The sequence below is a fragment of the Phenylobacterium sp. genome (genome assembly GCF_036263695.1).
GTDB lineage: Bacteria > Pseudomonadota > Alphaproteobacteria > Caulobacterales > Caulobacteraceae > Phenylobacterium.
In genome coordinates, this window is record NZ_DATAGM010000159.1 from 1 (window position 1) to 10564 (window position 10564).

At 70.3% G+C, this 10564-nt stretch carries 12 protein-coding genes; 8 read left to right on the top strand and 4 right to left on the bottom strand.

What is annotated here, in order from left to right; genetic code table 11:
• Positions 1–423: small ribosomal subunit Rsm22 family protein (locus tag VHK87_RS06545; RefSeq protein WP_329634095.1), on the bottom strand; the 423-nt coding region annotated here is incomplete at its 3' end.
• Between the two features lie 91 nt (positions 424–514).
• On the opposite strand from VHK87_RS06545, the gene VHK87_RS06550 reads away from it, so the two are divergent.
• Entirely contained in the window at positions 515–1939 is a 1425-nt protein-coding gene (locus VHK87_RS06550) for an NAD-dependent succinate-semialdehyde dehydrogenase (RefSeq protein ID WP_329634096.1), read from the top strand.
• Between the two features lie 118 nt (positions 1940–2057).
• On the opposite strand, the gene acs is transcribed toward VHK87_RS06550, so the two are convergent.
• Positions 2058–3998 (bottom strand): acetate--CoA ligase, encoded by a 1941-nt coding sequence (gene acs / locus VHK87_RS06555; RefSeq protein WP_329634097.1) that lies wholly within the window; start codon positions 3996–3998, stop codon positions 2058–2060.
• 154 nt (positions 3999–4152) lie between these two features.
• Between acs and VHK87_RS06560 the strand changes: the two genes are divergently transcribed.
• The 3 genes from VHK87_RS06560 to VHK87_RS06570 all read left to right on the top strand — a co-directional run bounded on the left by VHK87_RS06560 (position 4153) and on the right by VHK87_RS06570 (position 6657).
• Positions 4153–5361 carry a class I SAM-dependent methyltransferase gene (locus VHK87_RS06560; RefSeq protein WP_329634098.1) on the top strand — a complete coding sequence of 403 codons (1209 nt, stop codon included), beginning with the start codon at positions 4153–4155 and terminating at the stop codon, positions 5359–5361.
• Positions 5362–5363: 2 nt separating this feature from the next.
• Positions 5364–5846: a hypothetical protein gene (locus tag VHK87_RS06565; RefSeq protein ID WP_329634099.1), complete on the top strand. Its 483-nt coding sequence runs from the start codon at positions 5364–5366 to the stop codon at positions 5844–5846.
• 61 nt (positions 5847–5907) lie between these two features.
• The gene (locus VHK87_RS06570) at positions 5908–6657 is read left to right on the top strand and encodes a creatininase family protein (protein WP_329634100.1); all 750 of its coding nucleotides are present in this window, start codon (positions 5908–5910) and stop codon (positions 6655–6657) included.
• Here the strand turns inward: VHK87_RS06570 and VHK87_RS06575 are convergent.
• Positions 6654–6839 (bottom strand): hypothetical protein, encoded by a 186-nt coding sequence (locus tag VHK87_RS06575; RefSeq protein ID WP_329634101.1) that lies wholly within the window; start codon positions 6837–6839, stop codon positions 6654–6656. The genes VHK87_RS06570 and VHK87_RS06575 overlap by 4 nt on opposite strands.
• A gap of 218 nt (positions 6840–7057) precedes the next feature.
• Between VHK87_RS06575 and VHK87_RS06580 the strand changes: the two genes are divergently transcribed.
• The 4 genes from VHK87_RS06580 (at position 7058) to VHK87_RS06595 (ending at position 10025) form a co-directional block, all read left to right on the top strand.
• Positions 7058–8290, top strand: a complete 1233-nt coding sequence (locus VHK87_RS06580) for an NAD(P)/FAD-dependent oxidoreductase (protein WP_329634102.1) — start codon at positions 7058–7060, stop codon at positions 8288–8290.
• Positions 8291–8304: 14 nt separating this feature from the next.
• Entirely contained in the window at positions 8305–8625 is a 321-nt protein-coding gene (locus VHK87_RS06585; RefSeq protein WP_329634103.1) for a 2Fe-2S iron-sulfur cluster-binding protein, read from the top strand.
• Between the two features lie 68 nt (positions 8626–8693).
• Entirely contained in the window at positions 8694–9035 is a 342-nt protein-coding gene (locus VHK87_RS06590; protein ID WP_329634104.1) for a hypothetical protein, read from the top strand.
• An 84-nt stretch (positions 9036–9119) separates the two neighbouring features.
• Complete coding sequence (locus tag VHK87_RS06595; RefSeq protein WP_329634105.1) at positions 9120–10025, top strand: alpha/beta hydrolase; 906 nt, start codon at positions 9120–9122, stop codon at positions 10023–10025.
• On the opposite strand, the gene VHK87_RS06600 is transcribed toward VHK87_RS06595, so the two are convergent.
• The coding region (locus VHK87_RS06600) for an ATP-binding protein (RefSeq protein ID WP_329634106.1) at positions 10022–10564 on the bottom strand (543 nt) is incomplete at its 5' end. The two genes, VHK87_RS06595 and VHK87_RS06600, sit on opposite strands and share 4 nt — an antisense overlap.

Genomic DNA, 10564 nt, shown 5'->3' on the forward strand with positions numbered 1-10564 from the left:
CTCGGCGCCGGCGAGCGCGGGCGGGCCCTCGGCGGCGAGCTCGGCCGCCAGGGCCAGGAACGGCCGGCTGGAGTCAACCAGCGTCGCCTGGGCGATCGTCGGCCAGACCGCCAGCGCCGCCCAGCCGCCGCCGCCCGGACCGGCGCCAGCGTCCAGCAGGCTCCCCGGCGCGAACCCGGGCGCCAGCCGCGCCGCCTCGGCGAGCACGGCCAGGTCGGCGGCGTAGGTCGCGGGCAGCCGGGTCAGGGCATAGGCCAGGGCGTCCGCCTCGCCCTTCACCACCGGTCCCGAGGCGCCGCCCTGCCGGTAGTGGACCGAAACCTTCTGGGCGCGCGCGCCCAGATCCCGCCGGGAAACGCCTTCCAGCCGTCGTTCGATGGCCGCGCGCAGGGTCTGGGGAAGCTCCGGGGTCATCTGACCCATATAGCTTCATTGGACGCCAGCGCATCCTATGGCCGGCCCGCGAAACCCCACGTCGCCGCGGGCGGTTCGACATGCAACGACGGAGGCGATCTTGGACGATGCGACGGCGGGGCGGCGGCCCACCTTCATCACGGTCGATCCGGCGAGCGGTCGGCCCGGCAAAAGCTACGAGGGCGCGACGCCCGAGGAGGCGCTGGGCATCGCCCGCGCGGCCCGCGCCGCTTTCGACGGCTGGCGACGGACGGACTTCTCAGAGCGCGCCCGGCTGATGCGGCAGGCCGGCGAGATCCTGCGCCAGCGCCGGGACGAACTCTGCGCCCTGATGACCGCCGAAATGGGCAAGACCCTCACGGAGGGGCGGGCGGAGATCGAGAAATGCGCCGGCGCCTGCGACCACTACGCCGAGCACGCGCACGCGATGCTGGCCGCCCAGCCGGTCGAGATGGGCGGGCCCAGAGCTTCGATCGTCTTCCGCCCGATCGGGGCCGTCCTGGCGGTGATGCCCTGGAACTTCCCATTCTGGCAGGTCTTCCGCTTCGCCGCCCCGGCGCTCATGGCCGGCAACACTGGCGTCCTGAAACACGCCAGCAACGTGCCGGGCTGCGCGCTCGCCATCGAGGCGGTGTTCCGCGACGCCGGCTTCCCGGCCGACGTCTTCCGCACCGTGCTGATCGGCTCCTCGGGAGTCCAGGCGCTGATCGACGATGACGCCATCGCCGCCGTCAGCCTGACCGGCAGCGTCGGGGCCGGCCGCAAGGTGGCGGCGCAGGCCGGCGCCGTCTTGAAGAAGTCCGTCCTCGAGCTCGGCGGCAGCGACGCCTACCTGGTGCTGGACGATGCGGACCCGGAGGCCGCCGCCGAGATCGCCGCCGCCGCCCGGATGGTCAACGGCGGCCAGAGCTGCATCGCGGGCAAGCGGTTCATCGTGCTGGCCAGCGTGCGCGAGGCGTTCGAGCAGGCGCTGGTGCGGAAGATGCGCGGCTACGCCATGGGCCATCCGCGCGATGAAGCGACAAAGCTCGGCCCCATGCAGAGCATCGAGGCGCGGGACGGGATCCACGACCAGGTCCGCCGCAGCGTCGAAGCCGGCGCGCGCCTGCTGTGCGGCGGCGAAGTCCCGGACCGGCCCGGCGCCTGGTATCCGGCCACCGTGCTGACCGGCGTGCGCCCCGGCATGGCCGCGTACGACGAGGAGGTGTTCGGTCCCGTCGCAGCGGTCATCGAGGCCGCCGACGAGGCCGAGGCGATCCGCCTGGCCAACGACTCCCCGTTCGGCCTGGGCTCGGGCGTGCTGACCGCAGACCTCTCACGGGGCGAGCGGATCGCCGCCGATGAGCTGGAGGCGGGCCTAGCCTTCGTGAACCAGAACGTCCGTTCCGACGTGCGCCTGCCGTTCGGCGGCCTGAAGCACTCCGGCTACGGCCGCGAGCTGTCGGCGTTCGGCATCCGTGAGTTCGTCAACATCAAGAGCGTCGTGGTGCACGAACTGCCGAAGGCGGCGGGCGGAACGGAGTAGCGCCCATCCCACATCTCGTCATGGCCGGCTTCATGCCGGCCGCCCATCCTGATGAGGCGGGCCTGAGGCGACGGGCTGGGTCGCCCGGACAAGCCCGGCGATGACGGAGGGGAGGGGGTCAGCCCACGCGGTTCTGCACCAGGTCGTCGACCACCGAGGGATCGGCGAGCGTGGAGGTGTCGCCGAGATTGCTCGTGTCGTTCTCGGCGATCTTGCGCAGGATGCGGCGCATGATCTTGCCGGACCGCGTCTTCGGCAGGCCGGAGGCGAACTGCACGGCTTCCGGGGCCGCGAACGGGCCGATCTCGCGGCGCACCCACCCTTTCAGGTCGGCCTGCAGGATGTCGGTCGGCTGCACGTCGGCCTTCAGGGTGACGAAGGCGTAGATGCCCTGGCCCTTGATGTCGTGCGGGAAGCCGACGACAGCGGCCTCGGCCACCGCCTCGTGGCCCACCAGGGCGCTCTCGATCTCCGCCGTGCCGAGCCGGTGGCCGGAGACGTTGATCACGTCGTCCACCCGGCCGGTGATCCAGTAGTAGCCGTCCTCGTCGCGGCGGGCGCCGTCGCCGGTGAAGTACTTCCCGGGATAGGTGGTGAAATAGGTCGAGATGAACCGCTCGTGGTCGCCGTAGACGGTGCGCATCTGGCCCGGCCAGGAGTCGGTCAGGCAGAGGTTGCCGCTGGTCGCCCCCTCCAGCACCTTGCCGTCCGCGTCGACCAGCTGGCACTTCACCCCCGGCAGCGGCCGGGTGGCCGAGCCGGGCTTAAGCGGCGTGCAGCCCGGCAGCGGCGAGATCAGGCAGGCGCCCGTCTCGGTCTGCCACCAGGTGTCGACGATCGGGCAGCGCTCCTCGCCGACGGTGCGGTAGTACCAGAGCCAGGCCTCGGGATTGATCGGCTCCCCGACGCTGCCCAGTAGGCGGATCGACTTGCGCGAGGTCTTTTTCACCGGCTCGTCGCCGTCGCGCATCAGCGCCCGGATGGCGGTAGGGGCGGTGTAGAAGATCTCCACCTTGTGGGTGTCCACCACCTCCCAGAAGCGGGAGTTGGTCGGGTAGTTGGGCACGCCCTCGAAGATCACCGTGGTCGCCGCGTTGGCCAGCGGCCCGTAGACCACATAGCTGTGACCAGTCACCCAGCCGATGTCGGCGGTGCACCAGAAGACCTCGCCGGGGCGGTAGTCGAACACCACCTCGTGGGTCCAGCTGGCCCAGACGAGATAGCCGCCGGTGGTGTGCAGCACGCCCTTCGGCTTACCGGTCGAACCGGAAGTGTAGAGGATGAACAGCGGGTCCTCCGCATTCATCGGCTCAGGATCGCAGCTGTCCGAGACGCCCTGCTTCAGCTCGTTGTAGAAGGCGTCCCGGCCGGGGACCATGTTCACTTCGGCCTTCGTGCGGCGCACGACGATCACGTTGGTGACGCCCGGGCACGCCTTCAGCGCCTCGTCGACGTTGGCCTTCAGCGGCACCACGCGGCCGCCGCGCAGCCCCTCGTCGGCGGTGATGACGATCTTCGAGTCGCAGTCCTGAATTCGGCCGGCGATGCTGTCGGGGGAGAAGCCGCCGAACACCACCGAGTGCACCGCCCCGATCCGTGCGCAGGCCAGCATGGCTACCGCCGCCTGCGGGATCATCGGCAGGTAGATGGTGACCCGGTCGCCCTTCTTGACGCCCTTGGCCTTCAGCACGTTGGCCATCCGGCAGACCTCCGCGTGCAGCTCGCGGTAGTTCATCGTCGTGTGGATGTGCGGGTCGTCGCTCTCCCAGATGATCGCCGTCTGGTCGCCGCGGGTCGCCAGGTGCCGGTCCAGGCAGTTGACCGAGACGTTGAGGACCCCATCCTCGTACCAGCGGATGTGGAAGTCCTCGCGGTTGAAGGAGACGTCCTTGATCTTGGTGGGGAACTTGATCCAGTCGAGGCGCTGGGCGAGCTCGGTCCAGTAGCCTTCCGGATCGTCCTCGACCCGCCGGACGGCCGCCTCGTAGGCGGCGGCGTTCATCTTGGCCCGCGACGCCCACTCCTGCGGGACCGGGATCACCAACTCGCCTTCGCTCACCGGGACGGCCTCCTTTTTCTCGGTGTTGCGAGGAGTATCCCCCGGCGCCGCTCGGGCGCAACCAATCGCCGGGCGGCGGGCGCATTTTGGCTTGCGGCGCAGGAGTCGCTCGGCCATTCCAGGCCCGTTCCCCAGCTTCAGACGCGGATCGTTCATGGCCGTCGAGCAAGCCCGTGCGCCGGACCTGTCGTTCGCCGACATCGATCCCCGCTACCGGGCCTTCATCGAAGACTACATCGGCCTCTATGGGCTGGACGCGGCCGCCTTCTGCCGGCCGCTGCCGGGCGCGGACGAGATGTTCTTCAAGGCCATCCTGCCGAACTACGAGCAGGACGCCTCGATCGCCGCCTTCAAGTTCACAGAGGCGACGCTCCGCCACTTCGACACCGTGCGCCAGATCGTCGACGGCGCGTTCGGCGGGTTCGGGAAGCTGGGCTCCTTCCTCGACTTCGCCTCCGGCTATGGCCGGCTGACGCGGCTGATGCTGCAGAAGCTGAGGCCCGAGCAGATCCACGTGGCCGACATCTACAAGGACGCCGTGGACTGGCAGCGGCAGGCGTTCGGCGTCGCCGGGACCTATTCCACGCCCGATCCGGACGCGCTGCAGCACACGGCCCGCCACGACCTGATCTTCGTGGGTTCGCTCTTCTCCCATCTGCCGGCGGACCTCTTCCACCGCTGGCTGGCGACGCTCTACGGCCTGCTGAACCCCGGCGGCGTGCTTGCCTTCTCGGTGCACGACGAGAGCTTCCTGCCGCCGGGCGAGGCGATGGACGCCAGCGGCATCCGATATTTCCGGTTCAGCGAGAGCGGCTCGCTGGACGCCGACATCTACGGGATGAGCTACGTCTCCGAGGCCTTCGTCGGCGACGCGATCGCGCGGCTGCCGGGCGGGCCCAGCTGGCGCCGGTTCCACAAGGGCGCCTACGAGAACCAGGACCTCTACATCGTCGGCGGACCCGGCAAGGACGTCTCGAACGTGTTCGTCGCCAGCACGCCGATGGGCGGATTCGAGGCGGCGACGCACCTGTCCAACGGCGCGGTCGAGTTCGCCGGCTGGGCGCTGGAGCGCACGCCAGGTCGGCGGCTGACGAAGCTCTCCATCCAGGTGGGCGGCGAGACGCGCCTTGAGGTCACGCCCCACTGTGAGCGGGCGGACGTCCTGACGCACTTCCCCAAGGCGGCGAACGCGCCCATCGGGTGGCGCTTCCGGCTGGGCCCCGAACTGGCCCGGCCGGGCGAGACGATCCGCCTCAGGATGGACAGCGACAGCGGGCTGTTCGGCTGCGCCTACGCCGAATTCCCGCCCAGATTCGCCATGACCTATGCGGGCTGGTCGCGTCGAGCGCTTCGGCAGGGGTGAGCATGCGTAAGACGATGGGGCTCGCGCTGGCGGGCCTGGCCCTGATCCTCTCGGCCTGCGGCAAGGACGCCAAGGTGGACGCGGCGGAGGACGTCCGCGCCCTGCTGGTCGCCGCCGAGGCGGGCGATTCCGAGGCCTTCGAGGCCGGCATCGACCGCGAGAAGCTCAAGGCGGACCTGAGGGTGCAGGTGCGCGAGGCCGCCCGCGAACAGGGCATCGACATCGGCGGGCCAAGCGATGCGGCCCTCGACCGGATGATCGGCCCCGACGCCCTGCGCGTCGCCCGCTCCGGTCCCGCCGCCGCCACGCCCACCGCCGCGGAAATCGCCGAGACGCTGGAGGTGCAGGACAAGACCCGCGCCTGCCTGCGCGCGCCCGGCGCCGAGGACGGCTGCGCGCTCACCTTCGAGAAGCAGGGGGAGCGCTGGAAGTTGATCGGGGTGCAGACCAGCCGTCTGGTGCCGCGGCCGGGGGAGACGGGCTAGCTCCTCCTGGGGCTGGTTTGTCGCTCATGACGCCGACGCCCGCCCGCGCTATGCCTGGCGCATGCTCCTGCACCTCTCCACCTGGCCCGAGATCGAGGCCTATCTGAAGACCAGCCAGACGGTCGTCGTCCCGATCGGCTCGAACGAGCAGCATGGGCCGACCGGCCTGCTCGGCACCGACTGGCTCTGTCCCGAGATCATCGCCCACGAGGCGCAGAAGGCCGAGCCGAAGCTGCTGGTCGGGCCGACCTTCAACATCGGCATGGCCCAGCACCACCTGGGCTTTCCCGGCACCATCAGCCTGCGGCCCTCGACCTTCATGGCCGCGATCGGCGACTGGTGCCGCTCGCTGGCCGCGCACGGGTTCACGAAGATCTACTTCCTCAACGGCCACGGCGGGAACGTCGCCACCATTGAGGCGGCCTTTTCCGAGCTTTACGCCGAGGCGAGCTTTTCCGGCCGCCGGCGCGGCTTTTCGCTGAAGCTGAAGAACTGGTGGGAGTTGCGGGGCGTCATGGGCCTGGCCAACCGCCAGTTCCCCACCGGCCACGGCAGCCACGCCACACCGTCCGAGATCGCCGTCACCCAGTGGGCCTATCCGGACCACGTCAAGACCGCCAACTATGCTCCGCAGATCGCCCCCACCGGCCCGATCCGCGAGGCGCTCGACTTCCGCGCCCGCTACCCGGACGGCCGGATGGGCTCGGACCCGATCCAGGCCACGCCCGAGAAGGGCGGCGAGCTGGTCGCCGAAGCCGCCCGCGGGCTGATCGACGACGTGGCGGCGTTCAGCGCCGAGCCGGCGCCCTAGCCGCGGTCCTCGCGGAACACCGGACGGCCGTTCTCGTGCACCTCGATCGACACGTAGTGCCTGGAAGACCTGAGCTGCCGCCGCGCCAGTTCGAGCGCCCGCTCCTCGCTGGGCACGATCGCGAACTGCAGCGTCGGGACCGAATATCTGTCGTCCTGGATGAAGTAGGAGAAGGTGCGCATAGCCGCCCGCCGAATTAGCCTTCACGCAACATGACGCCCGGAAACAACCTGCGAATTCAACCAGGTTAACGAGACGCAACTTTTTCACCGTGCGCGCTCGCCTTTCAGTGTTCGGCTTGCTTGTCTGCGCCGGCTGGGACGCGCGGTCCCGGTGGAGTAATGGTGTCGCAATCCCGTGAGAAGTTGACGGGGGCGTCACTTTTCTGCATGGGGGCGTTATGGGAGACACGGCAGGGCATGTGGTGATCCTCGGCGCAGGCCATGCTGGCGGCACGGCCGCCGCGCTGCTGCGCCAGTACGGCTATGCCGGCCCCATCTCCCTGATCGGCGAAGAACCCATTCCGCCCTATCAGCGACCGCCGCTGTCCAAGGCTTGGCTGAAGGGTGAGGCGAACGCCGACGACCTGACGCTCAAGCCGGTGGAATTCTACGCGGAGTCCGACATCGACTTTCGCCCGAACCTGAAGGGCGTGCAGATCGACCGGTCCGACAAGCGGGTGACGCTTTCGGATGGCTCGGTGATCACCTACGAGAGCCTGATCCTGGCCACCGGCGCGCGGCCGATCGCCCTGCCGCTGCCGGGCGCTGACCTGGCCGGCGTCCTCTTCCTGCGCACCGCGGCCGACGCCGAGACGCTGAAGGCCCAGGTCGGCCCGGGCAAGCGGCTGGCGGTGGTCGGCGGCGGCTACATCGGCCTCGAGGTCGCCGCCTCCGGCCGGGCGCTCGGCGCCGAGGTGGTGGTGTTCGAGCGCGAGGCGCGGCTGCTGGCCCGGGTGGCCTGCGAGCCGCTGTCGGACTTTTTCCGGAGCTATCACGAGGCCCGCGGCGTGACGTTCGAGCTGGGCTGCAGCGTCACCGGCTTCGTCGGCGAGGGCGGCCACATCACCGGCGTGCTGCTGGAGAGCGGCGACGTCGTGCCCTGCGACGCCGCGGTTGTGGGCGTCGGCGCCCGGCCCAACGACGAGATCGCCCGCGAGGCCGGCCTCGATGTGTCGCGCGGGATCACCGTCGACCTCGACGCCCGCACCTCCGATCCGGCGATTTTCGCCATCGGCGACGTCACCGAGCGGCCGATGCCCCACTACGACAACCGGATGTTCCGGCCCGAGAGCGTGCCCAGCGCCCTGGAGCAGGCCAAGCAGGCCGCCGCGGCGATCTGCGGTCGCCCGCGCCCGGCGGCCGAGGTGCCCTGGAACTGGTCCGACCAGTACGACCTGAAGCTTCAGATCGCCGGCCTGCCGTTCGACGCGGACGACCTGCTGGTCCGCGGCGATCCGGCCACCGGCCGGTTCGCGGTGTTCCACCTGAAGGGCGACATCGTCCAGTCGGTCGAGTCCATCAACTCGCCGCCCGAATTCATGATGGGCAAGCAGCTGATCGGCTCAAAGAAACCGGTGTCCCGCGCAAAGCTTGCGGACCCCACGATTTCCATGAAAGAGGTCGCCGTCTAGCGGCGAGGGTGTTGATGGCGAAGATCACCTACATCGAGTTCGACGGGACCGAGCATGTCGTCGACGTGAGGAACGGCCTGTCGGTGATGGAAGGGGCGGTGAAGAACAACATCCCCGGCATCGACGCCGACTGCGGCGGGGCCTGCGCCTGCGCCACCTGCCACGTCTATGTGGACGAGCAGTTCCGGGACAAGACCGGCAGCCCCTCGGCGATGGAGGAGTCGATGCTCGACTTCGCCGAGAACGTCGAGCCCAACAGCCGCCTCTCCTGCCAGATCAAGGTCTCCGACGAGCTGGACGGCCTCGTCGTCCGGATGCCGGAGAGCCAGCACTAGCGCCGGCGGAACCATCGGCCCCGATCCTGCTTTCCTCGCCATCGCACCTGATGAGCTGGAGGCTGGACATGGCCAGGAAGTTCGAACGTTTCGCCGGTATCGCCGTGGCCCTGAGCGCCAGCGCGGCTCTGCTCGCCGCCTGCGGCGGCGGTGAGCGCAGCGCCGAAGCCGAGGAAGGTGGGACCAAGGCGGAGATCACCACTAACCTGCCCGAAAGCCAGGTCTCCGAGCAGCAGCTGGAGAACGCCGCCGAGGGCGCAGCGGCTGCGGCTGCGACGCCGGGCGCCGGCACGTCAGTGGTCGTCAGCCCGGATGGCGGCTCCCCCGCCGCGGCGGGCGCCAACGCCTCGGGCGAGGCGGCTCCCACGGCTGGCGGCGCGGGCGTGACCACGGCCGACCAGGCCAAGTAGCCCAGCCCATTACCTGAGGCGTAATCGACCGGCTGCACGGGCCGGCGGCAGGATCAGGCGACTTCAGCCATGGAGAGCCTGGTCATGGATCGACGCTTCCTTCTGCAAAGCCTCGCGGCGGCCAGTGCGGCCGTCGCGGCCAACCCCGCCGTCGCGCAGCCGAACAGGACGCGCCGCGAGGCCCGCGCCTTCGTCACCACCGCCGACGGCGCGCAGCTCGCCGTGCGCGACTGGGGCGAGGGCTCGCCGGTGGTCCTGGTCCACAGCTGGGCGCTGACCTCGGAGATGTGGGGCCAGCAGGTGCTGGCGCTGACCGAGGCCGGCTTCCGCTGCATCACCTACGATCGGCGCGGCCACGGCGCTTCGTCCGACCCCGGCCGGGGCTACGACCCCGACACCCTGGCAGGCGATCTGGCCGCCGTGATGGATGCGCTGGACGTCACCGGGGCGGTGCTGGTCGGCCACTCGATGGGGGCGGGCGAGATCGCCCGCTACCTGGCGCGCGGCGGCGAGCGGCGGGTCAAGGCCGCGGCCCTGCTGGCCCCCACCACGCCCTACCTGACGAAGACCGCGGACAATCCGTACGGTCTGCCGCCCCAGGCCTGGGAGCAGCTGCGCGCGACCTGGCGCAAGGACTTCCCCAAGTGGGTGGCCGACAACACCCCGCCGTTCTTCACCCCTCAGACCTCGCAGGCGACCATGCAGTGGGGGGCGAACATGCTGCTGCGGTGCCCGCTGCCGGTGGCGGTGGCCTGCAACAAGGTGGTGACCGACACCGACTACCGGCCGGACCTGGCCAGGATCCGCGTGCCCTTCTTGGTGGTGCACGGCGACGCCGACGCCTCGGCCCCGCTGGACATCACCGGCCGGCGCACCGCCGCCCTCGTCCCGCACAGCCGGCTGGTTGTGATCCCCGGCGCGCCGCACGGCCTCTTCGTCACCCACGCTGAGCAGGTGAACCGCGAACTGATCGCGTTTGCGAAGGCCTAGAACTCCAGCTCGCGCGCCGAGGCGGACTCGGCGTGGGCGGCTTCGGGCAGGTGGCAGGTGAAGGTGGCGCCGTGGCCGGGCTCGCTCTCCAGGGCGACCCAACCGCCGTGCAGCTCGGTGAGCGCCTTGACCAGCGCCAGTCCCAGGCCCGGCCCGCCGCGCTCGCGACCGATGAACCGGTCGAAGATGTGGGCCTGGACGTGAAAGGGGATGCCCCGGCCGGTGTCGGCCACCTGCAGCTGGATTTCGCCCAGCGCCCGGCGGGCCGAGACGGTGACGTCGCCGCCGGGCGGCGTCTGGCGGATGGCGTTCTCCACCAAGTGGTCGAGGATCTGGCCGAGCCGGCGCGCGTCGCCGCGGATCAGGCCGATGTCGTCGGGATGCTCGAGCTTCAGGCCCACTTGGGCGGCTTCGGCGTCGCGGGCCCAGCGGGCGGCGGCGGCGGAGATCAGGTCCGAGACACGGACGTCCTCGACGTCGAGGGCCATCTCCTCGGCGTCGATCTGGGCCATGTCGAGCACGTCGTCGATGGAGCGGGC

Excerpts from the sequence above, each read along its gene's own strand:
- VHK87_RS06585 (WP_329634103.1), top strand. The coding sequence starts at position 8,305 with ATGGCGAAGATCACCTACATCGAGTTCGACGGGACCGAGCATGTCGTC.
- VHK87_RS06570 (WP_329634100.1), top strand. The coding sequence starts at position 5,908 with ATGCTCCTGCACCTCTCCACCTGGCCCGAGATCGAGGCCTATCTGAAG.
- VHK87_RS06575 (WP_329634101.1), bottom strand. The coding sequence starts at position 6,839 with ATGCGCACCTTCTCCTACTTCATCCAGGACGACAGATATTCGGTCCCG.
- VHK87_RS06580 (WP_329634102.1), top strand. The coding sequence starts at position 7,058 with ATGGGAGACACGGCAGGGCATGTGGTGATCCTCGGCGCAGGCCATGCT.
- VHK87_RS06595 (WP_329634105.1), top strand. The coding sequence starts at position 9,120 with ATGGATCGACGCTTCCTTCTGCAAAGCCTCGCGGCGGCCAGTGCGGCC.
- VHK87_RS06560 (WP_329634098.1), top strand. The coding sequence starts at position 4,153 with ATGGCCGTCGAGCAAGCCCGTGCGCCGGACCTGTCGTTCGCCGACATC.
- VHK87_RS06590 (WP_329634104.1), top strand. The coding sequence starts at position 8,694 with ATGGCCAGGAAGTTCGAACGTTTCGCCGGTATCGCCGTGGCCCTGAGC.
- VHK87_RS06565 (WP_329634099.1), top strand. The coding sequence starts at position 5,364 with ATGCGTAAGACGATGGGGCTCGCGCTGGCGGGCCTGGCCCTGATCCTC.